A 26,885-nucleotide genomic window follows, 5' to 3' on the forward strand; every position below is an offset into this window, starting at 1 on the left:
TTGACCAGGTCAGTTATTGGGCCGCTCCTGTGATCTGAGTTTCATCCACCCGACTGGGTGCCGGTTGTGTTGGTTTGTCCAGAACGTTGCGGCGATTGACTTTCAGAACGTCTTGCTTGTCGCCGAACTGGGTTTGATTGCCATTGCGCAACACCATCACCTTGTTCGCCGCCTGCAGCGTGGCTGGGCGATGCGTCATGACAATGGCAATCCCGCCGCGTTCCTGCACGGCCAGCAAAGCATCGCGCAGGGCCTGTTCGCCCTCGGCGTCCAGATCCGAGTTGGGTTCATCCAAAACCAGAACAAACGGATCACCGTATAGCGCACGTGCCAGAGCCAGCCTCTGACGCTGACCGCCGGACAGGAAAAAACCGCGGCCAAGCCTGGTTTCGTACCCGTCGGGCAAACCGCTGACCAGTTCGTGAACCCCTGCTTCGCGCGCGGCACGCAGGACCTCGGCATCGTCGATCGCGGTGGAGAACCGGGCAATGTTTTCGCGGATTGTGCCATCGAACAGCTCGACATCCTGTGGCAGGTATCCGATCTGTTTGCCCAAGTCTTCGGGGTTCCATTTCGACATCGGGCTGCCGTCCAGCAGAACCTCGCCCCGTTGCGGATGCCAGATGCCCGCAAGCATCTTGCCTAGCGTGGTCTTGCCCGAACCACTCTGGCCAATCACTGCCAGAACGTCCCCGGCCGTGAGGCTAAAATCAATCGCCCGGATGGTGGCATTGAGCGCAAGTGGAGGGCCTGCCTGAGCGATGCGGACGTCCATCGATTTGAACGCACGCGGCAAGTTCAGATTTGGAGGCGCCTCGGCGAAATCTTCGGTCAATTGTTTGATTTTGCTATAGGACCCGCGTGCAGCCAGAAAAGTGCGCCACTGGCCGATCAACTGATCAATCGGAGCAAGCGCGCGGGCCAGAACAATCGTGGCGGCAATCATGACGCCTGCGGTGGACTCGCCGATCACGGCCAGTGCCGCACCCATCCCCAGAACCGCTGATTGCAGGCCCATACGTATGGTCTTGGACAATACGGAAAAGCTGGCCACCCGATCAGCGGCGCGGGTTTTGTGTTGATGCGCGTCAGTTTGCAGCGCGGTCCAGCGGCGTACCAGATCGGATTTCATACCCAGCGCATGGACCAGTTCGGCATTCCTGTCGCTGATCTTGAACAGCGCATCCGACCGCCCTCGTGCCTGCGCGGCCTGCTGCATCGGGCCTCGGGATCGGGCGTTGTTGATCAGCGCCATCAATGTCAAGGTCAGCGCTCCGGCCAGACCCAACAGACCCAGAAACGGGTGCAGCACATAAAGAACCATCAAATAGATTGGTATCCACGGAGCATCGAAAAAGGCGGTCAGGGTGGTGCCGGAAATGAATTCGCGGAACCCGTTCACATCCTCGACCAGGTTTTCGCCTGCCTCAACTTCTCCTTGGACCCTGCGGCGCATGGCGGCCCCCAGGACGGGCGCGCCGACGCTGAGTTCGAACCGGGCGGCCAGGCGGCCCAGAATGCGCATCCGCATCAGGTCGAGGCACGCAATGACGATGAATACCCCCGCCAGCAGCACGGACAAGGCGATCAATGTGTCTATGTTCTGGCTGGTCAAAACCCGGTCATAGACCTGCAGCATGTATAGCGGCCCGGCCAGCATCAAGAGGTTCAGGAACAGGCTGAAGATCGCAACCGCAACAAAGCCTTTGCGCAGCGATCCCCAGGCGGTTTTGACGGGATTGGAATTCTGGAACATCGGATAGCCCTTTCCGGTTTGGCAAGCGGGGCGGCCACAAGGCCGCCCCGTTGTGGATCGCTTAGGCGACGAAGTCGTCTTCGGTTAGGTCTGCGCTGTTGATCCCAGCCAGACGGACCGAGCCTTCGTTGCCAAAGGTGATCAGGGTGTCATTGCCATCCTGCGCGACATTCACCGCGCCGCCGAAATCGGGTCCGAGGTCGCCGAACTGCAGCTGATCGCGACCGATCTCAAAGTCCTGGATCACGTCATTGCCGAAGTCTTCACCGAACGAGAACGTGTCTCGTCCCAGCCCGCCGATGAGAATGTCATCACCGCCTTCGCCCGAGATCAGGTCTCCGCCCGCGCCGCCATTCAGCACGTTGGACAGATCGCTGCCGACGATCACGTCGCCATCATCGGACCCGATGACGTTTTCAATGGACTGCAGCACGTCGGTCTCGAACTGGTTTTCGACAACATCCTGACCGATGACACCGGTGCCCCCGGTCGCATTCACATCCAGCGTTGCACCTGCGTCGACCAGAGTGTCCTGCACCACCGGGCCGTTCACGCCCGCCGGAGCATTGTGCAGATGGATCGCCGAAACAGTACCCGGGATTGGGGTGCCCAGCTCTGCTTCGCTGATGCCAACAACGCTCAGCTCGCTGGAATAGGTGACCTCACCAGTGTTCAGGTTCTGCGTGATGACAACGGTGGCCTCACCGGTCGCTTCGCTGTTTGACAGCGGCCCTGGCTCTTGCGCCGCGTCCAAACCGCCACTCAGGCTAACGGTGCGGATACCGTTTTCGGTCACGTCGCTGTCGACCGATAGCTGCCCGCGGATTTCACCCGCCGGGAACTGGTTGGTGTGGATGTTGTAGTAGAGGTTGCCTTGAACCGCCTGCTCAACAAAACCGGCACCATCGGCAATGTTGGACCCGAACTGATCCGGTGCCACGATAACCGCATCGGTGACCGAGATGTTGAACCCGGTATCGCGGGTGGCGGTGCCATTGCCGTTGGCGTCCAGACGAACCTCGACCGCGACGTCCAGATCCGAGAAGTCGGCCGTGTCGATGCCGTCTCCACCGTCGATGAAGTCATTGCCCAGACCACCGGTCAGAACATTGTCGGCATCGCCGGCAATCAGAACGTCATCACCTGCGCCGCCGTCGATGTCACCATTGGTAGTGCCCAGATCGACAAAGATATCGTCGCCATCGCTCAGCAGAACGTCACCGTTGATCACGCCTTCGTCGTCGTTAACGATGGTGACGGTGCCTGCGTCCGAGGCGTCGATTGCGTTGACCGTGCCGCGGATTTCGCCCTCGTTCAGGACGGCACCAACAAGGTTCAGACCGCCATCAACGCGCAAGCCCGCCGCAGCGTCCGAGTCCTCGGATCCCGCGATCAGACCTTCGTTGACGACAACTCCGGCAAAGGACGCGTCATCCTGGCTGGTGAACAGGCGCAAGCCATCGCCCACCTGGTTGCCCTCTGCGGCGTCTCCGCGGCCTTGCAGCGTGCCTTCGTTGACGACAGCGGCCGAGACCACATCCCCAGACACATCGCCGGTTTGCAACGAGACGGCTGAGCCGTTATTGCCTTCGCCTGCGTCAACCAGACCTGTGTTGGTAAAGGTATAGTTGTCGGCGGTACCATCGGCATAAACCGTACCGTTGCGCTGGTTGCCGGTGCCCAGAATGTCACCTTCGTTGATGACCTCGAGCCCTTCTCCGTCAATATTCAGCGCGCGGCTGTCCGAGGTGACAGTACCCCGGTTGACGAAGGACCCGCCCGAATGATCGCCTGTGCCAAAGTAGACACCGTTCTGACCACCCGAAAAGACGCCGGTTTCCTCGTTGACCAGTTGGCCTTGGAAATTGACGTTGTTCACAGCGCGGAACGCGCCGACAGTGCCATTTGCACCTTCGGACGAGACCGAACCTGTGTTGGTGATCGTTCCGGTGAACAGAGCAGGGCCAAAGCCGCCGCCTTCCAGCCGGGCGCCTTCCAGACGGATGCCATCTCCGGCGGTGCCCAGACCAGCGCCTGCATTGCCGCGACCGGCGACGGAGCCTGCGTTGGTCACTTCGACCTCACCATTGCCTTCGGCAGACAGGGAAAGTGAAACGCCAGCGCCTTGGTTGCCTTCGCCCGCATCGATTGAGCCGGTTGCCAGGTTGTTGATCGAGAAATCAGACGCGGTGTCGTCGGCGTAGATCGTGCCGTTGCGCTGATCGCCAGAGCCCAGAATGTCACCGCCATTGACCAGATCAACGCCGGAGCCGTCGATATTAACCGCGCGGCTGCCTGATTGGATGGTGCCAAAGTTCAGCACATCCAGATCATGTTCGCCTTCACCGATATAGAGACCGTTGCGAGGTCCTTCGATCACACCGGTCGAGGTGTTCAGAATCTCACCTTCGGCATTTGCGCCATTGGCAATGCGAATACCGGCGGCGGTGCCTTGATTGCTTTCGGTCGAAATCAGACCGCTATTGATGATCTCGGTTTCAAGAATGGCACCTTCTGCACCATCATCGATGCGGATGCCGTCTCCGGCCAGACCTGTATTTGCCGCCGCCTGACCGCGGCCTTGAATGGTCGCGCCAAAGCCGTTGAACACGTCGGTTTCCACGCGGTCTCCGAGTTCATCACCGACTTGCAGCGAAATACCGGCGCCCTGATTGCCGTCACCGGCATCAATCGTGGCGCCTGAGAAGTTCGAGATCGAAACATCCTCGGCGGTGCTGTTGGTATAGATCGTGCCGTTGCGCTGATCGCCGGTGCCGATGATGTCGCCAAAGTTGCGCACATCAATGCCCTGACCCTGAATATCAACCGCACGACTGTCCGAACTGATCACGCCGCCGCGGAAATTATCCAGGCTGCCAGAGCTGTCAGGCCCGGCAAACTGCACTCCGTTAAATTCCCCGGCTATCTCTCCGAAGTTTCGGACTGCGGCGCTGCCGGTCACCTGAACGCCGGTGGCCAGAACTTCGGGACCGTTATTTGCTTCGATCCGGCCCGAGGCAAAGTTGAAGATGTCGACATCTTCACCCTGCGCCTTCACCGCGGCCACCGCGTTGTTGGTGACTATCTCACCAAAGTTCAGCAGGCGCGAGAAATCATTGGCTAGCACAAAGGCCGGAGTGTCATCGACAACCGTGCTTTGGAAAAAGTTGTTCAAAAGGGTTTGGCCATCGCGGCTGGTCTCTTGCGCCAATGTGGACGTGGTTAAGAGACGTTCGCGTAAGCTTTCCATAAGTTGGGACAGCATGGGGGACTCCATCATGGGTTTGCGTAATGCGGTCCGCCCGCTGGTCTGGGCATTCCACGTAGCAAAGGGGTAGTCACCACCACGGCGCAGCTAAAATTCATCCTTCGAATTGGCGGTATAACCAATACAAATAGTCACGGATGGCGTGATATCTGGCCACCGTGCCTCGTTTCTTTTCAATTGGTTACGTGGCGTGTCTCCGCAGTGCCCTTCTATTCAATGGCGCGGATTGACGGTTTTGTCAGTGATTGTGATGCCGATTTCCTGCAGCGGCGCGCCGGTTGGCGTATGTAAAGGGCATCCCCAGCGGGATCGGGAAACGGATCACGGGCCCAAAACCATGAATTTCAGAGACCTGGAATATGTGCTTGCCATTGCCAGACACGGTCAGTTCAGTCAGGCGGCTGTGGCCTGCAATGTCTCGCAGCCCGCTTTGTCTAATCAGGTAAAGAAGCTGGAACAGGAATTGGGAACGGATCTGTTCCTGCGCCTGAATAGCGAAGTGCGCCCCACTGCCTGTGGCAATCGCGTGATCGCCATTGCCGAGCGCATCCTGAAAGACGCACAGAACATCCGCGATACCGCGACTCAGTTTCGCAACCCCGAGGCAGTGCCTTTCAATATCGGTATGACCCCGACACTGGCCCCCTATCTGACGCAGTATTTTTCCGAGCTGTTCAGCGCGCTTTTTCCCAACATGCGTGTCACCATGGTTGAAGATCTGCCACAGAACATGTTGCAAATGGTTGAAGATCACACGCTTGACGTCGCCCTGGTGGCAAAGGTCAACAACAGCGAAGCGCTGGATTTCACTTCGATCTGGTCTGAACCCCTGTTTCTGGCCGTACGCGAGGGCCACCCACTGTGCATGTTGCCATCCATCGCGCCAGAAGATGTGCCGGTGCATGACTTTATTCGGCTTCCCCATAGTTTTGGTTATGAACTGGAAGACCGGTTGCCTGAATCAGACCCCTCGAACCGGGCCAGCAAGCGGTTTGATCTAAGTGCGCTTCGGTTCGAGACGATCTGCCGCCATATCTGCCATTCGGATGATTGCACCATCGTCTCGGCATTGGCGGCGGAACAGTTCAAACGGGACAAGTGGCCTTTGTGCTTTGTCCCATTCGAAGGCCCCGGCAATCTGCGAAACTTGGGCGCGGCAACGCGTCCGGGCTGTCCCCGCCGACCGCTTTTGGACCGTATCGGTGCCTATATTAATGAACGGCCACCTGTCGGGGTTACGCCCACTTTTTCGCACTGAGCGCCAACTGATCTCTTGTATCTTGACCTGCGATGGCGGCCGGCACGCTGTCACGTAGCAAGACATGGGCCGTTAGGTCATGGTGATTATCCTCTTGCCCGAACGACCCAAAAGGCCGAACGTGTGGGGGTATCCGCCTTGTTAACGGGTTGCTCAAATTAGCGTGTGCAAGTCAGTTGACAATGGATTTTGTATTTTGGATACATTGGGCAGAGACATCGCGATGACACGAGTCGTCTAGGAATGCTCTGACCACAAAGAGCAACGCGAATGTCTGAATAAATTCATTTCTGGGAGACCCACATGAAACTGAAATTGATGGCCGCAACTGCTGCGATCGCCTTGTCGGCTGCCGCGGCACAGGCAAACACTCTGGTGTATTGCTCTGAAGGATCGCCCGAAGGGTTCGATCCGGCCCTGTTCACCGCCGGGACGACTTTTGATGCGTCTTCGCACCCGATCTACAACCGCCTGCTGGAATTCGAAACCGGAACGACCAACGTCATTCCCGGTCTGGCCGAAAGCGTCGAAGCCAGCGATGACGGTCTGGAGTACACGTTCAAGCTGCGTCAGGGCGTCAAGTTCCATTCCAACGACGAATTCACCCCGACCCGTGACTTTAACGCCGATGACGTGATCTTCTCGTTCATGCGTCAGAAGGACGAAGGTCACCCGTTCAATCAGGTGTCCGGCGGCACCTGGGAATACTTCCAAGGTATGGGCATGCCAGATCTGGTCGAGTCCATCGAAAAGGTCGATGACTATACGGTCAAATTCACTCTGACCAAGCCTGAGGCGCCGTTTGTGGCCAACATGGCGATGGATTTCGCCTCGATTCTGTCGGCCGAATATGCCGATGCGATGATGGCAGCAGGAACACCTGAAAAGCTGAACACTGCGCCCATCGGCACTGGTCCGTTCTCGTTCGTGGCCTATCAGAAAGACGCCGTGATCCGCTATGCGCAGAATGCGGACTACTGGAAAGACCCGGCGGACGTGGAAAACCTGATCTTTGCGATCACTCCAGACGCTTCGGTTCGGTACCAAAAGCTGAAGGCTGGCGAATGCCACATCATGCCGTATCCGAACCCGGCTGACATTCAGGCGATGAAGGATGACGGCGACATCAACATGATGGAGCAGGAAGGCCTAAACGTCGGTTATCTGGCCTACAACACCACTATGGAGCCGTTCGACAATCCGAACGTCCGCAAGGCGTTGAACATGGCGATCGACAAAAACGCCATCATCGATGTGGTGTTCCAGGGCTCAGGCCAGGTGGCCAAGAACCCGATCCCGCCAACCATGTGGGGCTATAACGACGCCATCACCGATGATGCCTATGATCCCGAAGCGGCCAAGGCGATGCTGGAAGCCGAAGGTGTTTCCGATCTGTCGATGAAGATCTGGGCGATGCCGGTACAGCGTCCGTACAACCCGAACGCACGCCGCATGGCGGAGTTGATCCAGGCGGATTTTGCTAAGGTCGGTGTGGATGTTGAGATCGTGTCCTATGAATGGGGCGAGTATCTGTCGCGCTCGAAAGAACTGAACCGCGATGGCGCCGTTCTTCTGGGCTGGACCGGTGACAACGGCGATCCAGACAACTTCCTGGCCGTACTTCTGGGCTGTGACGGTCGCGAAGCATCGAACCGTGCACAATGGTGCCACGAACCGTTCGAAGATCTGATCCTGAAAGCCAAGCAAACCACCGATCAGGCTGAACGCACCAAGCTGTATGAAGATGCTCAGGTCGTCTTCAAAGAGCAGGCGCCATGGGCGACCATCGCACACTCGGTCGTTTACATGCCGATGAGCAATAAGGTGCAGGGCTACAAGGTGCACCCGCTGGGTGGCCACATCTTCTATGGCGTGAGCGTCGAATAAATCACCACTCACTGACCGGAGCCGCCCAAATTGGCGGCTCCGGTTTTCTATTTCTGGAGGTCGGCGCGAATGCCGGATTTGTCCGAGTACCGTCAACTGGCAAAGGACATGTCAGTAGACGCCGTGGCGCTGGTGCCTGGCCCGAATTTCACCCGCGCTTTGGGAAAACCCTTCATGAGCCACGAACGGCCTTTCGTGGTTGTGATTCCAGCCGAAGGTGCCCCGGCCGCGATTGTGCCAAATCTTGAGCTGGGGTCATGGGCGCTGGTCGGGTTTGACGGCGCTGTCTTTGATTGGCGCGATCAAGCAGGCTATGACGAAGCCTTTGCCGCGCTGGCCGCGCATATGACTCTGTCGTCACTGGCGGTCGAAGGTCAGGTGATGCGGGTTTTCGTATCAAAGGCGCTGACCCGCGCGATGCCGGATCTGCGCATTGTGGACGGCGAGCGTGAAATTTCCGGCTTGCGCATAACCAAGACCGATGAAGACATCGCGGCGCTGCAGGCTGCGATTGACATCTCGGAACGGGCGTTGCAGCGGGTCATCGAAGATGTGCGTGTCGGCCAGACCGAGGTTCAGATCGAACAGGCTCTGATCCAGGCGTTGTTTGCCGAAGGCGCCGCCTCGCTGGCTTTTGCGCCGATTGTGGCCGCGGGTGATAACTCGGCTCAACCGCATGGCAAGGCGCGGGCGGATTACAGGATCAAACCCGGCGACGCGCTGTTGTTCGATTTCGGTGCCCGCAAACACGGTTTTGCCGCCGATATTACCCGGACCTTTTTCGTCAAAGAGGTCTCGGACGAGGGCAGGGCGGTCTACGATACAGTCCTGCGCGCCAATCTCGCCGGTTTCGAGGCCTGCCGCCCCGGCGTGACCGCGCACGATATCGACGACGCGGTCATCAGCGTGCTTGAGGCCTCGCCTTTTGCCGACCGCATCCGCACCAAGACCGGACATGGTCTGGGCCGGGACGTCCACGAGGCACCGTATATTATGCGCGGGAATGACCAGAAAATCTTGCCCGGAATGGTCTGGACCAACGAACCGGGCCTTTATGATCTGGACAATTTCGGCGTTCGCATAGAAGATGACGTGCTTGTTACACGGGATGGCTGCCGGTCGCTGACCCGCTTTCCCAAAGATCTCACAATCATAGGTCGCTGATGTTTGGCTACTTACTCACACGCCTTGGCATGTTCGTTCCGACATTTCTGGGCGTGACGCTGATTTCCTTCATGTTCATCCGGGTCCTGCCCGGTGATCCCATCATCGTCATGGCTGGCGAACGCGGCATGACCGAGGAACGCTATCAGGAGATGGTCGAGAAGCTGGGCTTCGACAAACCGGTCCTGCAACAATACTGGGATTACCTTGTCGGCGTCCTGCATGGCGATCTGGGCGAGAGCTTTGTCACCAAAAAGCCGGTGTGGGATGAGTTCTTCGCCTTGTTCCCTGCCACGCTGGAGCTGTCGCTTTGTGCAATGATCTTTGCGGTGGCACTGGGATTGCCTGCCGGCGTGATCGCGGCGGTGAACAGGGGCAAGTTCTTCGATCGGGCGCTGATGTCGTCAGCCCTGGTCGGGTATTCGATGCCGATCTTCTGGTGGGCGCTGCTGCTGATCATCGTGTTCTCGGGCAATCTGGGTTGGACGCCAGTCTCGGGTCGGATCGACCTGCTGTATTATTTCCCCAGTGTCACCGGTTTCATGCTGATCGACAGCCTGCTGTCCGGGCAGCCGGGAGCGTTTGGATCGGCCGTGAGGCACCTAATCCTGCCGACGATCGTACTGGGCACCATCCCGCTGGCGGTGATTGCACGTCAGACACGCTCGGCCATGCTTGAGGTTTTGGGCGAGGATTACATCCGCACTGCCCGCGCCAAGGGTCTGGCGCCGACACGGATCAACGGGCTGCATGCGCTGCGCAATGCGTTGATCCCGGTGATTACCGTGATCGGCCTGTCGGTCGGCACGTTGTTGGCCGGCGCGATCCTGACCGAGACGATCTTTAGCTGGCCGGGCATCGGCAAGTGGATGGTCGATAGCATTTTCCGCCGTGACTATCCGGTGGTGCAAGGTGGCCTGTTGATGATCGCGGTGATTGTCATGCTGGTGAACCTGCTGGTCGATGTCCTCTACGGCATCATCAACCCCAAAATCCGGAGGCGGTGATGGCTGAACTATCCGCAACCCCACCCAAAACCGAAGACCGCCCCAGCGCATTGCGCGAGTTCTGGTATTACTTCAGCGAAAACCGCGGCGCGGTCATGGGGCTTTGGGTTTTTGCCGCGTTTGTTTTGTGTGCCGCCTTCGCTCCGCTGCTGGCGCCTTACGATCCGACGGAACAGTTCCGCAATCACATCCTGCAGCCCCCGGCGTGGCAAGAGGGTGGCAGCTGGGCCTTTCCGCTGGGCACTGACCCATTGGGCCGGGATATGCTGTCGCGCCTGATCATGGGATCCCGCTATTCCTTCTTTGTCGGCATCGTTGTGGTCTGTGTGGCCGTGACAGGCGGTGTGATCATTGGTCTGTTGTCCGGCTTTGCACCCAAATGGGTTGATACGATGATCATGCGGGTGATGGATATCATTCTGTCCTTCCCGTCGCTACTGCTGGCATTGGTTCTGGTCGCCATACTCGGGCCCTCGCTGACCAACGCCATGATCGCCATCGCCATCGTTTTTCAGCCGCACTACGTGCGTCTGACCCGTGCCTCGGTCTTGTCTGAACGGCAGAAGGATTATGTCACCTCGGCCCGCGTGGCAGGTGCCAGCAAAGCGCGGCTGATGTTTAAGACCGTGCTGCCCAATTGCCTGGCCCCGATCATCGTGCAGGCGGCGCTGTCCTTCTCGACCGCCATTCTGGACGCCGCAGCCCTTGGCTTTCTGGGCATGGGCGCACAGCCGCCCACGCCGGAATGGGGCACCATGCTAGCCGAAGCGCGAGAGTTCATTCTTCGTGCTTGGTGGGTTGTGACATTCCCCGGCCTGGCCATCCTGGTCACCGTGCTGGCCATCAACCTGATGGGCGACGGTCTGCGCGACGCGCTGGACCCGAAACTAAAGCGGAGCTGACGACATGAGCCTGTTGGACATCCGAAACCTCACCGTCGAATTCGCCACCGCTTCGGGGAAATTCCGCGCCGTGGATGGCGTTGATCTGTCCGTCGACAAGGGTGAGCTTATGGCCATCGTCGGCGAAAGCGGCTCGGGTAAATCCGTGTCGATGCTGGCGTTGATGGGCCTGCTGCCATGGACGGCTACGATCACGGCCGATCAACTGAGTTTTGAAGGCATCGACCTCACCAAAATTTCGGCTCGTGACCGCCGTAAGATCATCGGCAAAGACATCGCCATGATCTTTCAAGAGCCGATGTCGTCACTGAACCCCTGTTTCACAGTCGGCTTCCAGATCAAGGAAGCCTTGCGGATTCACCTCGGCCTGAATCGCAGGGATCGCCACCAGCGCGCCATCGAGCTGTTTGATCAGGTCGGTATCCCGGCCCCCGAAAGCCGCTTGAACACTTTTCCGCACCAGATGTCGGGCGGGATGAACCAGCGCGTCATGATTGCCATGGCCATTGCCTGCAATCCCAAGCTGCTGATCGCAGATGAGCCGACAACAGCGCTGGACGTGACCATTCAGGCGCAAATTTTGGACCTGTTGGTTCGGCTGCGGGACGAACAAGGGATGGGGCTGGTACTGATCACGCACGATATGGGTGTGGTCGCTGAAACCGCTGAACGGGTTCAGGTGCAATATGCCGGTCAAAAGGTCGAGGAGCAGCCAGTCAAGGACTTGTTCCGCACCCCGCGCCACCCCTATACGGCTGCCTTGCTGAGCGCGTTGCCAGAACGGGCGACCTCGAAACTGTTGCCGACTATTCCTGGTGTCGTGCCCGGTCAGTTCGACCGGCCCAAAGGCTGCCTGTTCAGCCCCAGATGCCAATATGCGGACGACCTCTGCCGATCTCTGCCGCCAACCCCGCACAGCGCGGATTTCGGTAAGGCCCGTTGCCATTATGTTGAAAAGATAACCGCCGGAGAACTGGCATGACCGCCCCCATCGTTCAGGCCAGCGCATTGGCCAGATTCTATTCTGTCAAAGGCGGATTGCTGTCGAAACCGGCAACGGTCAAGGCTCTGTCAGGTGTGGATTTTGACCTGCAACCCGGCAAAACACTGGCGATTGTCGGAGAATCCGGCTGCGGAAAATCCACGCTGGCGCGCGTGGTAACGATGATCGAAGAACCGACCTCGGGCAGCCTGACCATTGATGGGGTCGACATTACCCCGTCGAAATGGGCGCAAATGCGCGAGACGGTGCAGATCGTGTTTCAAGACCCCTATGGTTCGCTCAACCCGCGTCAGCGGATCGGGCAGATCCTGCAGGAACCGCTGATCATCAACCGCCCCGACATGTCTGCCGCCGACCGCGAGGCCCGAGCGCGTGAGATGATTGACCTTGTCGGCCTGCGCCCCGAGCACTACGACCGCTATCCGCACATGTTCTCAGGCGGTCAGCGCCAGCGCATCGCCATTGCCCGCGCGCTGATGCTGAACCCCAAAGTACTAGTGTTGGACGAACCGGTCTCGGCGCTGGACGTGTCGATCCAATCGCAGATTCTGAACCTGCTGGTCGAGTTGCAGGAGCGTTTGAACCTTGCCTATCTGTTCATCTCGCACGACCTGTCGGTGGTAAAACATTTCGCAGATGATGTGATCGTCATGTATTTGGGCCGCGCAGTTGAAAAAGCCCCGAAAGAGCTGCTGTTCGCCGCGCCCCGTCATCCCTATTCGAAGGCTTTGTTGTCTACGACACCCCGCGCTGACCCTGAGGCCCGGAAAGAGCGGATCAAGCTGGAAGGTGAATTGCCGTCCCCGATGAATATCCCCAAGGGCTGTGCCTTTGCGCAGCGGTGCTGGCTGGCCACCGAAGAATGCCGCGCCGCGCCGCCCGAGCTGAGCGGAGACAGGCATCAGGTCGCTTGCTTGCACCCGTTGGACTAAACCCGTTTATTCGGTTTTTCGCGTCGCCGTAATCATGGCTAGCAATTGTTCCTTGGTGCGCTGGATATGCCGGGTCAGCAGATCGCAGGCATCATCGACCCGGCCCGCACGGGCCAGCGACAATAGCTCGCGGTGGTCTTTCTTGGCGGGTTCGCGTTGCTCCATGACACTTAGATGCATGCGAACATAGCGGTCGGACTGCACGTTTACCCGCTGAAGGATTTCGTTGCTCAGCCCGCGACCAGCAGCGGCGTAAAGCGCCATGTGATATTCATTGTTCAAGCTGCCCCAGCGGCCCACATCATATGCATCATAGGACTTTTCCATCGCATCCAGAATCCGATCGCATTCGTTGAAATCGGCGGCAGTCATCTGCTGAATGGCGCGTTTGAAAAGATCCACCTCAAGCAAGACACGCAGGTCGAAAATCTCTCCGATTTCGGACAGGGAATGCGATGTGACCGCAGCACCTCGGTTGTTGGTTAGCTGCACGAGGCCCTCGGCATCCAGCCGTTTCAGTGCCTCGCGGATCGGCATGCGCGAGACGTCGTAATCCTCAGCCAGTGCCTCTTGACGAATGGTTTCACCTTCGGCGATTTCACCGCTCAGAATCCGCTCGCGCAGGTCGTTGGTGATGACGTCGGGCAGGCTTTGTCGGGGGATCGCACGCGTTCTGGGCATTCACTTCGTCTCGGGTACTGGAAACTTGTATCCAAAATACAAAATGCCTGAACAATTTCCAAGCCTTTTGCAATAAGGATAACAATTAGCTGTCGCACAGATTCTGACGGACCATGAGCAGGGATTTCTTTGGTACGAAAATGGCGTTCTGAGGGTACGAAACGATATACAGGATAATTGACGTATTTATCTATGAAACAACAGCGGCGCTTAAGAAAAATGGACGGGATCATGAATACATCCGACATTCGCAACGAGGGCATGCGCATCGGGGGGCAGATCGTTTTCACCGAGGCTACGGTTCCCGTTCACTACCCTTATACCAACGAGGTTATTGGCACGGTGCCAGCAGGCACCGCCGAACACGCACGCAAGGCTTTTGAGGTCGCTGCAAGTTATACCCCCAAGCTTACCCGGTACGAACTCAGCCAGATTTTGCAGCGCGCAGGTGAATTGATCGGTGATAAACGCGACGATCTGGCGAAGTGGCTGACGCTGGAACTTGGCATCTGCCACCAGCATGCGATTTACGAAACCAAGCGGGCGCAGGATGTATTTCTGTTCGCCGCAGCCGAAGCGCTGAAGGATGATGGTGAGGTGTTCTCGTGCGATCTGACCCATAATGGCAAGCAGCGGAAGATTTTCACCAAACGCGAACCGGTCAAAGCTATCAGCGCGATCACGTCCTTCAACCACCCCCTGAACATGGTCAGCCACAAAGTTGCCCCGTCGATTGCCACCAACAATTGCATGGTCTGCAAACCGACCGAATTGACCCCGCTGACAGCGCTGACACTGGCTGACATCCTGTACGAGGCAGGGTTGCCGCCCGAGATGTTCCAGGTGGTCACTGGCTGGCCACAGGACATTGGTGATGAAATGGTCACCAATGAAAACATCGACATCATCACCTTCACGGGTGGAGTGCCGGTGGGCAAAATGATTGCTGAAAAAGCGGGGTTTAAACGTCAGGCGCTAGAGTTGGGCGGCAACGATCCCCTGATCGTCTTGAACGATCTGAGCGAGGCCGATCTGGACCGGGCCGCAGCCATCGCCGTGGCCGGGGCCACTGGCAATTCCGGGCAGCGTTGCACGGCGATAAAACGTATTCTCGTACAGGACAGCGTGGCGGATAGATTTGTGCCGTTGGTTCTGGAAAAGGCCAAGGCCATTCGCTTTGGCGATCCGCAGGATCCTGAAACGCAACTGGGCTGCGTGATCCATTCCGAGGCTGCGGAACTGTGCGAAAAACGTGTTTACATGGCTGAAGGCGAGGGCGCGGTGATCCTCTATCACCCCGGTCGTCAGGGCGCGCTTTTGCCGCCGATTGTCGTCGACAAGGTTCCCCACACCAGCGAGCTGGTGATGGAGGAAACCTTCGGTCCCATCATACCCATCGTCCGCGTGCCAGATGATGACGCCAAGGTCATGGAAATCTCAAACGGAACTGCGTTTGGCCTGTCCTCGGGCGTCTGCACCAACGATCTGAACCGCGCGATTGCCTATATCAATGGTCTGAATGTCGGAACCTGCAATATCTGGGAACAGCCCGGGTACCGGATCGAAATGTCGCCTTTTGGGGGCATCAAGGACAGCGGCAACGGGGTCAAAGAAGGGGTCATCGAGGCGATGAAATTCTTCACCAACGTCAAGACCTATTCCTTGCCCTGGCCAGAGTAAGGGTGTTCAGCCCTGCACTACGTCCTGTCGCTGCACGCCCAGCCCTTGGATGCCCAATTCCATCTTGTCACCGGGTTTCAGATAAATCTGAGGGGTCCGTCCCATACCCACACCCGGTGGTGTTCCGGTTGAAATCACATCCCCCGGCTGCAGTGACATGAACTGCGACAGGTGCGAAATGACTGTGGCCACACTGAAATGCATCGTATTGGTCGAACCATCCTGATAGCGATGCCCGTTCACCTCAAGATACATCTGCAGGTTCTGTGGATCGGCGATCTCGTCCCGGGTGACCAGCCAGGGTCCGATCGGGCCGAACGTGTCGGCCGATTTACCTTTGACCCACTGGCCCGAGCGGTGGAGTTGAAAATCCCGCTCGGACAGATCGTTGATCACACAATATCCGGCTACGTGGTCAAGCGCCTCGGCCTCGAAAATATATTTGGTGCGCTTACCGATGACGACGCCCAGTTCAACCTCCCAATCGGTCTTGACCGAACCGCGCGGGATTTCGACCGTGTCATTCGGACCTATGATGGCAGAGGTCGCTTTGAAGAAAATCACCGGCTCGTCGGGCAGGTCCAGACCGCTTTCGGCTGCGTGATCGGCATAGTTCAGGCCGATGCAGACGAATTTGCCAACATTCCCGACACACGCCCCAATCCGCGGATCACCGTCGACGACAGGCAATGTTCCAAGGTCGAGCCCACGCAGCCGCGCCATGCTTTCATCGCCAAGCATCGCGCCAGTTACATCGTCAACAATCCCCGACAGATCGCGGATTTTACCGGCCTCATCCAAAATACCGGGCTTTTCCGCGCCAACCGGCCCATAGCGTAACAGCTTCATATCCTGTTCCCTTTCAACTCAGTTGGTCCAGCCGACGAAGACGGCAATAGGCTGTTCGATGTGACCAAATCACCACCGCCTTGGGCGTGCAATAGACAAACCGGTGCGGTGCATACTTCAGGATCGTGCAACCAAGGGCATGTTGATCTTCGGCACGCCGGGTTCTGATCTTCGCAACCATAGGTATATAATCGCCGGGCCGCTTTTTTCCTATTTCGTATTTGTTGCCTATGTATGTTAGGCTCTGGGGTGTATATTTTCTGATATTAGTTAAAGGTAGTTGATCCATTGTCAGACAAGTCCGACAGCGTATTCAAACTGCGCCCACTTGAAAAAGCAGATCTGGAGGTAATCACACCCTGGTTTCAGGATATTGAGGACCTCGGCCGATTTGATCGTACATCGCGGATTCCGTTCAACCTTGCGCACACCGAAGACGTCTGGCGCGATGCATTCAGTGCGTCAGGCAGCAACGGAAAGTGCTGGTTCGTTGTCGTCTCCAATAGCGGACAAGTGGTGGGGATTGTTGGGCTCGAGGCGATTTCCCCGGTAAACCGGGACGCGGTCATCGCCATGTTTGTCGAAAAATCGGTTCGGCGTTTGGGCCTTGCCATCAGAGCGACGGCACTGGTGGCGGATTTTGCATTCCGTCAACTGGGTTTGAACAGGCTGACCTCATATTACAGGCAGGATAATCATATCAGCCGCGACCTTGTGGAAAGACTGGGATGTCAGGTCGAAGGTACCATGCGGCAAGCCTGGTATGCAGACGGAACGTTTCATGACATGATTGTTGTTGGACTTCTCCGTCAGGATTGGATGAATACTCGTCCGACCCTGGCAAAAAGCATTAGCTCAGAAACAGTTGTGACTTTCGGAGAGAACGGGTGCCCAAGCTGGTCTTGGCCACCACAGGTTGATAAGTGTGACTAACGGGGTGTGCAATTGCTCTGCAAGCGCAGAGGCACATTTTGCTATAAGGTGACCATAGGGTTCGAACGCAGCCCCTAATACGAGTTATGAATGTGAACACCAAGAGTCCAAACTCTTCCATAACGCAGAAGCTGGGTGCAGTCTTGTTTGCCGATGTCGTCGGGTATTCCCGCCTGATGAGTGAGAACGAGCTGGACACCTATAACGCATTGAAATCGTTGATTTCTCACCTTGAAGAGACCTGCGCCCGTTTTCAGGGCCGGGTGGTCGAGGTGCGCGGTGATGGTATTCTGGCTTTGTTCGAAACTGCCACCAGTGCCGTGGAGTTCGGCGTCGAACTGCACCGCATTGCCAGCCAGCACAATCAGGATCGCGCCGAAAATCAACGAATCAACTTTCGCGCGGGCGTCCATCTGGGCGAAATCCTGATCGACGATCGCGGCATTCATGGCGACAATGTGAATATCGCGGCGCGTCTTCAGGAAATTGCTGAACCAGAAAGGGTTTACGTCAGTTCCGCCGTTTATGACCAGGTCTGTAACCGGCTGCGCTATGGCTATGAATTTCTCGGTCCGCAACACCTGAAGAACATCCTTGCGCCTGTCTCGACCTATTGTGTCCGCAGCGAAGTCGCTGGCGCCACAATGGCTGGAACGATGCGGCCGGATATGCCAGGAAATATTCTGGAACGTCCCGATACACCCTCGGTGGCGGTTCTGCCCTTCAGCAGTAATGGCGGGGACGAATCTGACAGCTGGATTGCGGAAGGGTTGACCGACGACATCATCATGAACCTGTCCAAGTTCCGTAATCTGTTCGTAATCGCGCGGAACTCGTCCTTTTTCTTCAAGACGCAGGGGATGCCACCGAAAGAGGCCGCGCAAAAGCTCAACGTGCGGTATATCGCGCGAGGCAGCGTGCGTCGCTCGGCCAGCCGCATTCGGATCACGGCGGAACTGATCGATGCCTCAACCGAACGCACCATCTGGGGTGAGCGGTTTGATCGTAATATCGACGATATTTTCGACATTCTGGATGAGGTGACCGAGTGCATCGTGGCCGCAACCGCGGTGATGATCGAGTCGCATGAAAAGCAGCGGATGATCCAGTCGGTCCCATCCGACCTCGAGGCTTATGGCTCTGTTTTGCAGGGCCAGTATCACATCTTCAAATACACCAGGAATGACAACCGGAAGGCGCAAAACTTCTATCAGAGTGCGCTTGACCGGGATGGGGGTTATGCACGCGCTGCGGCTGCCCTGTCACGAACGCTGAATATCGACTGGCGCTATTCCTGGTCCGAAGATCCTACGCAAGCACTGGATCAGGCGCTGACTTTCGCACAGCGGGCGATTGAACTGGATCCCACGGACGCGCGCGGTTTTGGTGAATTGGGGTATGTCCACTTATACCGCAAGGAACATGACGCGGCCCTACAGTCGTATAGGCGGGCGTTGGCATTGAATCCCAACGACGCCGATATGCATTCAGACTATGCCGACGCGCTGGCTCACTACGGTGACAACGAAACGGCAATCACTCATCTGCAGCAGGCGATGCGGTTGAATCCATACTTCCCGGACCAATACTTATGGCATCTGGGTGGGGCATATTTCAATCTCAGGCAGTATCAAGACGCCATCGACGCCGTAAACAAGATGAACAACCCTACAGAAGGGCAACGTTTGCTGGCAGCAAGCTATGCACAACTAGGTGAAACCGACATTGCGCGTCAGATCGCGGATAAGCACCGTGTCGCGCATCCTAATTTTTCACTGGCACGTTGGGAAACAGTGCAGCCGGACAAGTTGGAAGAAGACACGCAACATTTTGTTGGGGGCTTGAAAAAGGCAGGTTTCTAAAGAAGACAGGCCCTGTTGAACCAGGACCTGTCGCAATCTTTAGTGATGTGAACCTTGGGTTCGATTCCGCGTCAGTCTTCTGAACCCCGTGCACGTGCGCCACTGACTCTGGCACCACTCACGCGTGCGCCGCTGACTCTGGCTCCGCTCACGCGTGCGCCGCTAACCCTAGCACCACTTACGCGTGCGCCGCTGATTGCTGGGCTGTCGAAGCCGAAATAGATGTCCAGCAGAACCTGTTCAAACTGACCAGTCATTACATCCATCCGGACGGTGTAATCGGCCTTGTCATAGTCCCAAACCTTAATGTCATTGGCGATCTGATAATCAGCTGAGGCAACGCCAGAGAGGGTTGGATCACTCGGGGCTCTGGACGCAAGGTTACCGGGTTTGTTACCTTCAGTTGGGCTTTCACCTTTACCGTGAACCAGGAAAATAGTGGGCTCCGGCAACTCATAATAGGTGCCCTCGTAAGAGAACCCATAGATACGCGCCAATCTGGCGTCATCGCCATATTGATCTTTGAGCTGCTGATTGGCTCCAAGTTTTTCTGAAAGTTCCTTACGGAATACAAACTCTTGCTTATTGAAGCCAGTCGGCGTGGGCAAAGTCTGTTCCCAATAGCTGTCTGCGTATTTATCCCCATCGGTGACCTTAACAAGAGCGCCCTCTTTCACCCGTGTCTGACTCTCTAGTGTATAGTTAGGGCTCGTTACTTTAACCGTGTAGATACCGTTCTTTTTGGGGCGATTTCCGGTAATCAGAACCTTGTCGTTATTTGCAACTTCTTCACCGTCGATAGTGTCATCCGCGACGGACAAAGTCTTGTTCACTTTGACCTTTTTCTTCGCAACAAGCTTTACGGTTTTAGCCGGCGTCACATTCTTCGAAGCTGCGACCTTCAGATCATTCAACAAACGGCCAAACAACAACACTTCTGAAAAACTGAGCAAAGATTCGGACATCTCATTTTCTCCCAACTATGGGATCGACGGAGTCTGAACCCTCATCTCCCCCCTTAAATTGAACTCGAACAAATAATTCGAGCAAATACATTCCAATAATCACCCCAAGATTGAATGCCATAAAACCATTTAAAAATAAAGGATTTTAGACGTTATCCCGGCATCTGCGTGCGAACCGAATGCGAATGGCTGTCTCCCTCAGGGTCCGGCACGCGAGGACCGGCCGTTGTCAGGCCGATATCACGCATGCGGAAATTACCCTCGATGATGCGGCGAAAGGCGCCGCCAGTAATCTCTTGATCCACGGCCAGCAAAGCCTTTTCGACACCGAAATAGCTTAGCATATCCGCGTCCAGTCGCTCCCACGCGTCAGCCAGATAGGTGCCCAGATAATCGCGCGCCTCAATCAGGGCGATGCGGAACCCTTCGGGGTTTTGGGCGTATCGTTTGTCAAAAATTCCCTGCATCACCCGGCTGTACTCGGGTGTGCCTTCCAGTTGATCTGACAGGTTTTCCTCTTCGGCTGAGATCAGGCCGTGTACCAGCAACCTCTCATGGTAAATATCGACAAAGACATCAAACATCGCGCCGGTCAGGGGTTCCGACAGGGCATGCTCGCTGGACCAACCGGCAGCGAATTCCGACAAAGAGCGGTCATTGGCGGCGATCCGGATTTGTGCGTTGTCCGACAGTTCTGCAAATCGGCTGAGACGGTTGAAAGTATAGAGATTACCCCGGGTGTTTTCGAGTAACGTGTCCACCACCGAACCGAAATGCAGTGACGCCAACAAGGCCACCAGATCGGCGGCAGATTCATGAAACCCGTAATACTCGCCTGAAGCATCTCCATCCGACGGCATCCCGATCACACTATAGATAATGGCATGGCCGATTTCATGCGCGACCACGTCGAAATTCAGGCTGTAGGGACGGTATTCATCTCCGTGTTCATGGGTGCCGCCAGTTTCCAGAAAACCCCAACCGATATGCGCATTGTCGAGGCTGGGCAGAAGTGACAGTTCCAGACGGTCGAAGTCGCGGGCAAAGTGCCATGGGATCGGACGGTCGAAATACCCCTGCCAAACATCCATGGTGAAATGGGCCGAACCATAAAGATGCGCTGCTTCGAAGGAGGGGTCGGTAGGATCGATATGGATGAAATTTCCGAATTCATCCGGCATGGCGGGCGGTTGGATATAGCCATCCCAAGGGGGCAGGTACATGCCGGGCCCGTTCGGCCCCGGTACAATCGCCCCATAAGGCGTGGTTTTGCCCACCGGGTTTACCGTGTACATGCGCGGCCCAGACGGTCCCGGGCCAACACTACCCTGAGGGGCAGAGATTTCGACCAGTTCCAGCGGGGCGTCAGGCTCAAGAAAGGGCGACTGTGGGTACAGCAGGAATCGGGTGCCGGGTTCTTCGTCTTCGATCTGTTCGGGGTAGTTCACAAAAATGCCCTCCCGTGTTGTGCCCGGTAAATTCCGGTGGCCTGCTATTCGGCGGCTCCGGTGTCGGCACTTCTATGGCAGTATAAAAACTCGGCTTCTATCAGGTCATAAAACGCGTCGCGCCCGGCCAGACCAAGCGCCACTGCGTAGGAGTCAAGATCATCAGGCACCTCTTGGTCAAGACGAGATTCAAAATACCACATTAGCACCCGCAATCGATCCACTCCGGATGAGCCCGCCGGAATGGCGTTCTGTCCCTTGCTGGCGGCCCGATCCCGCAACTGGGTGTATTGACCCGTGCGACGCAATTCTGACAGCAGTTGTGTGTCCAAATAGCTCGCGCGGGATGCAACGGTGGCGTCGATCCGCGCAGCGTCTGCCAGCATAGCCTCATAGCTTTCGGGGTTCAGATCGTTCGCCTCAATCCACGCCATCAGGTCAGACCGCCGTGACAAGCCTGTTGCCGCCCTATGATCGTCCATCTTCCGGACCAGATCAGCGCGTGTAGGGGTACGATCCCGTCTAGAGGCATCTTCGCGCGACAGCAGCGCCAACGCGGCGCGATCTTTCAATTGCGCGTATAAGTCAGGGTTCAGACGCAATTCGTCGACAATGGCGCGATCAGCTTTCGGCTCACCGCCATCCACCCTTGCGCATAAGGCTTTCCACATCAGGGTTGGTTCGGTACGCGTCACCTCGGTCGCGGGCAAAGGTGTACCATTCAAGTGGTCCGACATGCGGGTCAGCATGGCGCATGCGTCAACCGCCTTGGCGTCGACCCGACCCGTCGGCAGCCAATCCGCGAAACCGTCCACTCCTGGCAAGTCCTGCACGGCAGAGATAATATCCGCCCAAATTCGCTGGCGATAGTGCATGACCTTGGCGAGATGTAGCATCTCAGACGCCGTGTCCGTAGGCAGGACACCCGCAGCCTGCGCTTGCTCCACAGTTGCGCGGATCGACACCATCGGCTCGCTGAGAGGTTGGAACCCCAGTTCGGCCGGGCTGTGTAGCACGGCAACCTCATCGTCATCCTGCAGGACATCGGTGTAATAGTCCTGAAAGATCTGACCAACCCCGATCATTCCGAAATCAGCCAGCTCGGCCGCGCGCAACGCGCCCATGCTGGCGCTGCCAAAGACCGGAATACCCTGTTCGATCGCCCATAAGATTTCCTTGTGCCATACCGATGGAACCCCTTCGAAAAATCCGTCTATGATACCAATTGCGGTCGGTTTTTCGCGCGCGACGCGATAGACGTCGCCTTGTCGAACGGGTGGCAGAATGGTCGCATCCAGATGTTCGGCCACTGCGTCAGACGTCAGGGTAGGTCCCACAAAAACAACTGCCGTCATGCCAAACCATCCACTATGCACTGTGCCCGGGGGCCGGGCACGTAATCTGGATCGTCATGCGGAGCCTCCAGCCCGGGGATCACAGCCCGGATCACGGCGATATCAATTTCAGGCCGCGACAGATCAACCGTCACCACCTGTGAAATGCCCACGGCGGCAAGCCGTTGCAGCAGCAATTCCAGGTCTTCGTCAAAGGACCCGGTCACATGAGACGGACAATCGTCAAATCTTTGATCCGCTGCGGTACTATCAATTAGGTCACGCACATAGCGCCCCCGATCCATCTTGGCCTGATCGGTGAATTCCTCTGGATCCAGATCATCCCGCGCGCCAGAGATATAGGTAAGTCGCGTCTGTGCCGCCTCGGTCAGGGCCCGCAGCAATGCGATCGCACGGTCTGGGTGGCAACCATCACCAATACCGATATGGCCGGGCTGTCCGCCGCCTTCGCAAATCACACAGCGGAAACTGGCAATTCCTATATCTGAAGTCGTGTTCCACAACCCGATCTCAAGCCCGGCTGTGGCAATCATTTCGATGGCCTGACTACAGCGCGGGTCATCCACAGTGTCTGTATCAAGGCGGGGGGCGCTCGCACGGTAATGCCACAATGTTGTGGCGTCCCGTTCGATCAACTCGCAGATGGCGTGACAGCTGGCCTCGGCCACGTTGTTTCCCGACGCTAGACCGTTGGTCGTGCGAGGAAAGGCAGCCAGACCGCCAACCGGCGCGGTGGTATAGTCGGTATCGACCATCTCAAGTGGAACCCAGCACGCGTTGTCCGTGCCCAGATCACGACCCAAAACCCACAGCATGTTGGCATGCGGGTCGAAATGCCCGCCGGTCACGCGCGGCAGTTCCGCCACTTCAACAACGGTCGCGTTCTGGACCAATTCGGCATATCTGGCCAGACGCTGAGGCAAATGCACCCGTTCAGCATGCCAGGATTCAATCGCCTCCATGACGCCTGATGCTTCGGCTGCGCGCAGTGACAACCCTTTTCCCAGTGACACAGCAACCGACCGGGAATTGGGTCGGGCGACCATCACAGTGGGCAATCCGATCCTGTCCAGACCGGTCAGGTTTGCGATCCGGGTGATGCCCATGCCTTTTAGAAATGGTTTGACGATTTGCAAGGTGTGCTCGGGGTCGCGCAGCCGATGCGTGTCCAGCACATATTGCTTCTGCGATCCATCGGGCATGCTATGAGCCTTGCTTGAAATTGCCTCAACGTGAAATTAACTGCGCCGGGCCAGTCTGTTACGGGGCAGGATGATAGATCATACCCTGTCGGTCAACCGCTGCGGCCCTCGGACGTGCTGTGATCTGGGGCTAAGTTTTGCATGGGCCAGGTCATCTCTGCAATCGGATCGAACTTCGGTAGCCAATTCCGCGATTTGTATTAAAGGGCAGATTCCGGGCGTGCGGTGTCCTTAGCGGATCATCTCGGCCGCTTCGATTCCTTTAAGGAAGGTGGTTGCGTAATGGAAAGAGTTGAAGTCTGGCCGTTGGTATGTTCGCCGAAGCCATTGAGTATCATGTTAACAGCTTTGATTCCGGCGGATTTAGATACACGTTCATCGATCCAAATCTGTTGCGGATAGCCAATAGCTTCCAACATCCGGGGAATTAGCTTTGTCGCTGCCGAATTGCTTCGGCGTTGAGAAGGCATGGAATCCAACTTGTAGTTTGAAATGCTTGTTCCTTGCCAGTTCTTTCGATCGAATCGAGTGTTTAATAAAGGGGCTGGCGGTTAATAATTTACCATAACGCCGATTACGCGAAATTGTGTTGCAACCGGAATACTACTAACCGCTGCTGGTGAAACTTTTGCAGTTTCCGCGCAATGTTTGGTGCAAGTCTTTATATCTAAAGTGCGTTTTCCAGTTTCACGCCCAGACGTGCTTGAATCTGTTGGCTGAACCCCTGCGTGATGCGGTCGGCGATCATTGCGATGATGGCCATGCCTATCCCGGCAGTCATCCCGACCCCGAAATCGCCATCTCCGAGGCCGATATAAATCTGCTGGCCCAGATCGTCGGTTCCAACCAGTGCAGTGATAACCAACATTGAAATCCCGAACATGATTGTCTGGTTTAGGCCCAGCATGATTGATGGCACCGCAAGTGGCAATTTCACCTGCCACAGCAACTGCCGGGGCGTCGTTCCGATGGCTGTTGCCGCCTCGATCACGTCATGCGGCAGGTTGCGTAGCCCATGTTCGGTGTATCGGATCGCCGGAACAATCGCATAGACGATAATGGCCAGAAGAGCCGTGAATTCACCAATCTTGAACACCATCACAAAGGGGATGAGGATCACGAATAGCGGCATGGTCTGCAACGTGTCGATGACGGGCCTTACTATGCGGGACACAGTGTCATTCTCGGACGCCCAGATGCCGATGACGCTGCCGAACAGAAATGACAACAGAACGCCCACGCCGCAGAGGTACAAGGAAATGACTGACGGTTCCCAAATTCCGGTCAGAAGCAAAAAAGCGACCCCGGCCAGCGCCCAGAGTGCAAGGTTCTTCCCTCCGGCCTGCCAGGCCAGGGCCAAGATAACGGCGCAAAGCGCAATCCAAGCCAGCCCGGTCAGGCCGGAATACAGGACCAGCCCGAATAGGATCACCCAAAGAGCCTGCAACTGCTTGCCTTTGAACGCGAAATACCCTGCTATTGCCGCGACGATCAGTGCATACCCCGTGGTCACGGCGGGTGTCATGGCAAAACCCCAGGTAAACGGGCTGACGGCCTGAGACAGCCCGATCTTGATTGGCAGCATCAGGTAGAACAGCGCGACACGTTTGATTGCTTCAAGCGTGGTGCGGAATTCGACAAAGATCCACTCAAGCCCCGCGTTCATAGCCGGGGCGGGGTTTAGCACCCACGCTTCGGGCCAGTCTTTGAGGGGTGGGAAAACCATGGCCAGCGCCCAAGCAACGACAAACAGCGCTGCGCAGATGATCCAGCCCTTGGCCCCGCGTTTAGCTGAACTGGACTGCACCGCGAACCCCCAGGTGATCCGATCCAGCACCATGGCCATCAACGCGATCACGATCCCTGCCAATAGGCTTTCACCGAACTGCGCTTTGCGCATGGTCGATAGCACCTCCCAGCCGATATCGTTGGTGCCGCCGATGATCGATGCAATGATCACCATGGACAAGGATGCCATCGTTGTTTGGTTCACCCCCAGCAGGACTTGCCGCTGCGCCGTTGGAACCCGCACGCGCCAGAAAAGCTGGGATGGGGTGGCACCGCTCATCAGGCCGGACTCGATCACTTCGTCCGGAACACCGCGCAGGCCAACGATGGTATTGCGCACCATTGGAGGAAAGGCGAACAGGATGGAAGCGACCAAACCGACCGTAGTGCCAAATCCGAACAACAGCAGGATCGGCAGCAGATAGGCAAAGGCCGGAACGGTTTGCATCAGATCCAGGACTGGCATGATGATCCGATAGGCTCGGTCAGACAGAAACCCCCAGGTTCCCAGCGCAAAGCCCAGTGCCACCGCCATTGGAATCGAAACAACCACAAGCGCGAAAGAGTTCATGGACTGTGTCCAGAACCCAAACGTGACCATGTATAGAAGGCTGACGGCAGTAAAGATCGCAAGCCCCCGACCCCCTGCACGAAGGGCCAGATAGACCCACAGTATAAACCACGCCACCCATGGCACCGCATGCAGAACCGTCTTGGCCAAAAGGATGGGCCAATCCAACAGCCAAGAAATGGCTTTGAAAAACCAGCCGAAGGTCACCACAAACCACCGCATCGCGATATTCATCGGGTCGGTTACCGGCAGAACCAGTGCATCAGGATAGGTGACCAGTGGCCCAAGGCTTTTGGCAAAGACGACGCAAATGGCCACAAGCACTGTGACCGCAAGCCAGACCACCAGCGATCTGTTCGAAACTGCATCCATTA

General features: G+C 56.9%; 19 protein-coding genes. 10 read left to right on the forward strand and 9 right to left on the reverse strand.

Features of this window, described 5'->3' with window-relative positions:
- Positions 1 to 13 precede the first annotated feature (13 nt).
- Both ACR0B8_RS13685 and ACR0B8_RS13690 read right to left on the reverse strand, forming a co-directional pair.
- Positions 14 to 1,756: a type I secretion system permease/ATPase gene (locus ACR0B8_RS13685; RefSeq protein ID WP_170506059.1), complete on the reverse strand. Its 1,743-nt coding sequence runs from the start codon at positions 1,754 to 1,756 to the stop codon at positions 14 to 16.
- 61 nt (positions 1,757 to 1,817) lie between these two features.
- Positions 1,818 to 5,021 (reverse strand): beta strand repeat-containing protein, encoded by a 3,204-nt coding sequence (locus ACR0B8_RS13690; RefSeq protein ID WP_480658712.1) that lies wholly within the window; start codon positions 5,019 to 5,021, stop codon positions 1,818 to 1,820.
- Positions 5,022 to 5,361: 340 nt separating this feature from the next.
- Between ACR0B8_RS13690 and ACR0B8_RS13695 the strand changes: the two genes are divergently transcribed.
- The 7 genes from ACR0B8_RS13695 to ACR0B8_RS13725 all read left to right on the forward strand — a co-directional run bounded on the left by ACR0B8_RS13695 (position 5,362) and on the right by ACR0B8_RS13725 (position 13,177).
- The gene (locus ACR0B8_RS13695) at positions 5,362 to 6,282 is read left to right on the forward strand and encodes a LysR family transcriptional regulator (protein ID WP_170350057.1); all 921 of its coding nucleotides are present in this window, start codon (positions 5,362 to 5,364) and stop codon (positions 6,280 to 6,282) included.
- A 303-nt stretch (positions 6,283 to 6,585) separates the two neighbouring features.
- Positions 6,586 to 8,169 carry an ABC transporter substrate-binding protein gene (locus ACR0B8_RS13700; RefSeq protein WP_170350058.1) on the forward strand — a complete coding sequence of 528 codons (1,584 nt, stop codon included), beginning with the start codon at positions 6,586 to 6,588 and terminating at the stop codon, positions 8,167 to 8,169.
- 69 nt (positions 8,170 to 8,238) lie between these two features.
- Positions 8,239 to 9,333 carry a M24 family metallopeptidase gene (locus ACR0B8_RS13705; protein WP_170361683.1) on the forward strand — a complete coding sequence of 365 codons (1,095 nt, stop codon included), beginning with the start codon at positions 8,239 to 8,241 and terminating at the stop codon, positions 9,331 to 9,333.
- Positions 9,333 to 10,340: an ABC transporter permease subunit gene (locus tag ACR0B8_RS13710; RefSeq protein WP_170350060.1), complete on the forward strand. Its 1,008-nt coding sequence runs from the start codon at positions 9,333 to 9,335 to the stop codon at positions 10,338 to 10,340. The genes ACR0B8_RS13705 and ACR0B8_RS13710 overlap by 1 nt, the downstream gene beginning before the upstream one ends.
- The gene (locus ACR0B8_RS13715; protein ID WP_170350061.1) at positions 10,340 to 11,242 is read left to right on the forward strand and encodes an ABC transporter permease subunit; all 903 of its coding nucleotides are present in this window, start codon (positions 10,340 to 10,342) and stop codon (positions 11,240 to 11,242) included. Before ACR0B8_RS13710 ends, ACR0B8_RS13715 begins: the two co-directional genes overlap by 1 nt.
- 4 nt (positions 11,243 to 11,246) lie before the next feature.
- Positions 11,247 to 12,224: an ABC transporter ATP-binding protein gene (locus ACR0B8_RS13720; RefSeq protein WP_170350062.1), complete on the forward strand. Its 978-nt coding sequence runs from the start codon at positions 11,247 to 11,249 to the stop codon at positions 12,222 to 12,224.
- Positions 12,221 to 13,177 (forward strand): ABC transporter ATP-binding protein, encoded by a 957-nt coding sequence (locus ACR0B8_RS13725; protein ID WP_170376836.1) that lies wholly within the window; start codon positions 12,221 to 12,223, stop codon positions 13,175 to 13,177. The genes ACR0B8_RS13720 and ACR0B8_RS13725 overlap by 4 nt, the downstream gene beginning before the upstream one ends.
- 6 nt (positions 13,178 to 13,183) lie before the next feature.
- Here the strand turns inward: ACR0B8_RS13725 and ACR0B8_RS13730 are convergent, their stop codons facing one another.
- Entirely contained in the window at positions 13,184 to 13,858 is a 675-nt protein-coding gene (locus ACR0B8_RS13730; protein ID WP_170350064.1) for a GntR family transcriptional regulator, read from the reverse strand.
- Positions 13,859 to 14,089: 231 nt separating this feature from the next.
- On the opposite strand from ACR0B8_RS13730, the gene phnY reads away from it, so the two are divergent.
- On the forward strand, positions 14,090 to 15,538 hold the full coding sequence (gene phnY, locus ACR0B8_RS13735) for a phosphonoacetaldehyde dehydrogenase (protein WP_480658709.1): 1,449 nt from the start codon (positions 14,090 to 14,092) through the stop codon (positions 15,536 to 15,538).
- 6 nt (positions 15,539 to 15,544) lie between these two features.
- Here the strand turns inward: phnY and ACR0B8_RS13740 are convergent, their stop codons facing one another.
- Positions 15,545 to 16,387: a fumarylacetoacetate hydrolase family protein gene (locus ACR0B8_RS13740; protein WP_170361688.1), complete on the reverse strand. Its 843-nt coding sequence runs from the start codon at positions 16,385 to 16,387 to the stop codon at positions 15,545 to 15,547.
- 288 nt (positions 16,388 to 16,675) lie between these two features.
- Between ACR0B8_RS13740 and ACR0B8_RS13745 the strand changes: the two genes are divergently transcribed.
- Together ACR0B8_RS13745 and ACR0B8_RS13750 are read left to right on the forward strand one after the other, a co-directional pair.
- Positions 16,676 to 17,320: a GNAT family N-acetyltransferase gene (locus ACR0B8_RS13745; protein ID WP_170361690.1), complete on the forward strand. Its 645-nt coding sequence runs from the start codon at positions 16,676 to 16,678 to the stop codon at positions 17,318 to 17,320.
- Between the two features lie 92 nt (positions 17,321 to 17,412).
- Positions 17,413 to 19,182 (forward strand): tetratricopeptide repeat protein, encoded by a 1,770-nt coding sequence (locus ACR0B8_RS13750; RefSeq protein ID WP_226689484.1) that lies wholly within the window; start codon positions 17,413 to 17,415, stop codon positions 19,180 to 19,182.
- A gap of 71 nt (positions 19,183 to 19,253) precedes the next feature.
- On the opposite strand, the gene ACR0B8_RS13755 is transcribed toward ACR0B8_RS13750, so the two are convergent.
- The 5 genes from ACR0B8_RS13755 to ACR0B8_RS13775 form a co-directional block, all read right to left on the reverse strand.
- Positions 19,254 to 20,147 carry a hypothetical protein gene (locus ACR0B8_RS13755; RefSeq protein ID WP_170376830.1) on the reverse strand — a complete coding sequence of 298 codons (894 nt, stop codon included), beginning with the start codon at positions 20,145 to 20,147 and terminating at the stop codon, positions 19,254 to 19,256.
- 152 nt (positions 20,148 to 20,299) lie between these two features.
- The gene (locus ACR0B8_RS13760) at positions 20,300 to 21,595 is read right to left on the reverse strand and encodes a gluzincin family metallopeptidase (protein WP_226689483.1); all 1,296 of its coding nucleotides are present in this window, start codon (positions 21,593 to 21,595) and stop codon (positions 20,300 to 20,302) included.
- A gap of 44 nt (positions 21,596 to 21,639) precedes the next feature.
- Complete coding sequence (locus tag ACR0B8_RS13765; RefSeq protein WP_226689482.1) at positions 21,640 to 22,950, reverse strand: TfuA-like protein; 1,311 nt, start codon at positions 22,948 to 22,950, stop codon at positions 21,640 to 21,642.
- The gene (locus ACR0B8_RS13770) at positions 22,947 to 24,152 is read right to left on the reverse strand and encodes a YcaO-like family protein (RefSeq protein WP_226689481.1); all 1,206 of its coding nucleotides are present in this window, start codon (positions 24,150 to 24,152) and stop codon (positions 22,947 to 22,949) included. Before ACR0B8_RS13770 ends, ACR0B8_RS13765 begins: the two co-directional genes overlap by 4 nt.
- A gap of 667 nt (positions 24,153 to 24,819) precedes the next feature.
- Positions 24,820 to 26,883, reverse strand: coding sequence for an ABC transporter permease (locus ACR0B8_RS13775; protein ID WP_226689480.1), 2,064 nt, complete (start codon positions 26,881 to 26,883; stop codon positions 24,820 to 24,822).
- Positions 26,884 to 26,885 lie beyond the last annotated feature (2 nt).

The organism is Ruegeria sp. BH6 (genome assembly GCF_056538105.1).

Coding starts and splice junctions, on each gene's coding strand:
- ACR0B8_RS13720 (WP_170350062.1), top strand. CDS start 11,247: ATGAGCCTGTTGGACATCCGAAACCTCACCGTCGAATTCGCCACCGCT.
- ACR0B8_RS13740 (WP_170361688.1), bottom strand. CDS start 16,387: ATGAAGCTGTTACGCTATGGGCCGGTTGGCGCGGAAAAGCCCGGTATT.
- phnY (WP_480658709.1), top strand. CDS start 14,090: ATGAATACATCCGACATTCGCAACGAGGGCATGCGCATCGGGGGGCAG.
- ACR0B8_RS13755 (WP_170376830.1), bottom strand. CDS start 20,147: ATGTCCGAATCTTTGCTCAGTTTTTCAGAAGTGTTGTTGTTTGGCCGT.
- ACR0B8_RS13775 (WP_226689480.1), bottom strand. CDS start 26,883: ATGGATGCAGTTTCGAACAGATCGCTGGTGGTCTGGCTTGCGGTCACA.
- ACR0B8_RS13765 (WP_226689482.1), bottom strand. CDS start 22,950: ATGACGGCAGTTGTTTTTGTGGGACCTACCCTGACGTCTGACGCAGTG.
- ACR0B8_RS13725 (WP_170376836.1), top strand. CDS start 12,221: ATGACCGCCCCCATCGTTCAGGCCAGCGCATTGGCCAGATTCTATTCT.
- ACR0B8_RS13715 (WP_170350061.1), top strand. CDS start 10,340: ATGGCTGAACTATCCGCAACCCCACCCAAAACCGAAGACCGCCCCAGC.
- ACR0B8_RS13705 (WP_170361683.1), top strand. CDS start 8,239: ATGCCGGATTTGTCCGAGTACCGTCAACTGGCAAAGGACATGTCAGTA.
- ACR0B8_RS13730 (WP_170350064.1), bottom strand. CDS start 13,858: ATGCCCAGAACGCGTGCGATCCCCCGACAAAGCCTGCCCGACGTCATC.
- ACR0B8_RS13710 (WP_170350060.1), top strand. CDS start 9,333: ATGTTTGGCTACTTACTCACACGCCTTGGCATGTTCGTTCCGACATTT.
- ACR0B8_RS13695 (WP_170350057.1), top strand. CDS start 5,362: ATGAATTTCAGAGACCTGGAATATGTGCTTGCCATTGCCAGACACGGT.
- ACR0B8_RS13700 (WP_170350058.1), top strand. CDS start 6,586: ATGAAACTGAAATTGATGGCCGCAACTGCTGCGATCGCCTTGTCGGCT.
- ACR0B8_RS13685 (WP_170506059.1), bottom strand. CDS start 1,756: ATGTTCCAGAATTCCAATCCCGTCAAAACCGCCTGGGGATCGCTGCGC.
- ACR0B8_RS13690 (WP_480658712.1), bottom strand. CDS start 5,021: ATGCTGTCCCAACTTATGGAAAGCTTACGCGAACGTCTCTTAACCACG.
- ACR0B8_RS13770 (WP_226689481.1), bottom strand. CDS start 24,152: ATGCCCGATGGATCGCAGAAGCAATATGTGCTGGACACGCATCGGCTG.